Consider the following 1,260-nt stretch of genomic DNA (forward strand, 5'->3'; position numbering starts at 1 on the left):
GGCGGGTTCAGGGGGTCGTTGCAACGCCTGAGTGGTTGGTGGTGTTGTGGGACGTTTTGGTCGGCCTGAGGTTCGGCGTGAATTGGTTCGGGTGTTTTGGGCATCGCGCTCGTCTGGTCTTTCGGATGAGGCTTCTGCAGGTCTTGCCGGGTTGTCCGAGGGCACGGTCAGCAGGATTGTCCGCAAGCATGGTGGGGTGGATCCCTTGCTTGAGCCCGCGTGCGGGCGTTTCTTATCCTTTGAGGAGCGCGAATTGATTGCCCTGTGGCGGGCGCAGGGATGCGGTGTGCGGGAGATCGCACGGCGTCTGGGCAGGAACCCGTCCACGGTCAGCAGGGAGCTGGCACGGAACATCCGCAACGAGGGCAAGCGCCCGTATCTTGCCTCGGTCGCGCAGAACAGGGCGCAGAAGCTCGCGCGCCGGCCAAAGACCCGGAAGCTGGCCTCCCGCCCGGCGCTGGCGGCATATGTGACCGGCATGCTCACAGCCCGCGAGCGGTTGTCTCCGGAACAGATCAGTGCCCGGCTGCGGATCGATTTCCCCGATGATGAGAACATGCGCATCAGCCCCGAGACGATCTATCAGTGCATCTATATCCAGGGCCGCGGCGGCCTGCGGGCCGAACTCGCCGCCGCCCTGCGCACGGGCCGCGCGGTGCGCCAACCCAACCGGCGGCCCGGTACGCGCAGGCCCCGCGTTCCGAAGGAGCTGCTGATCAGCGAACGCCCGCCCGAAGCCGATGACCGCGCCGTGCCAGGGCACTGGGAAGGCGATTTGATCATCGGGAACCCGGGTACCGGGGCAATCGGGACACTCGTGGAACGGACCAGCCGCTTCGTGATCCTCCTGCACCTGCCCAACGGACACACCGGCGAACAGGTCCTGGCGGCCATCCAGGAAACCCTCCCGACCCTCCCGGCCCGGCTACGCCGGACCCTGACCTGGGACCAGGGCGCGGAAATGGTCGGCATCCACCACCAGGTCAAGATCGCCACCGGAGCCGACGTCTACTTCTGCGATCCTCATTCCCCCTGGCAACGCGGCACCAACGAGAACACCAACGGACTCTTGCGCCAATACTTCCCCAAGGGCATGGACCTGAGCACGGTTACCCGCGAAGACCTCGATTACGCCGCTGACGGACTCAACGGCCGCCTACGCAAAACCCTCGGCTGGAAAACACCCGCGCAAGCCCTCGAACAAATACTGGAAGAATCAGCAGCATAAAGGACGCGTTGCAACCACCACTTGAATCCGCC

At 65.0% G+C, this 1,260-nt stretch carries 1 protein-coding gene; it reads left to right on the forward strand.

Going from position 1 to position 1,260, the window contains the following annotated elements; all coding sequences use genetic code 11:
- Positions 1–31 precede the first annotated feature (31 nt).
- A complete protein-coding gene (locus J2S96_RS20100) occupies positions 32–1,228 on the forward strand; it encodes an IS30 family transposase (RefSeq protein ID WP_306867655.1) in 1,197 nt (398 codons plus the stop codon).
- Positions 1,229–1,260: the final 32 nt, after the last annotated feature.

This window comes from Arthrobacter bambusae, assembly GCF_030812595.1.
Classification (GTDB): domain Bacteria; phylum Actinomycetota; class Actinomycetes; order Actinomycetales; family Micrococcaceae; genus Arthrobacter; species Arthrobacter bambusae_B.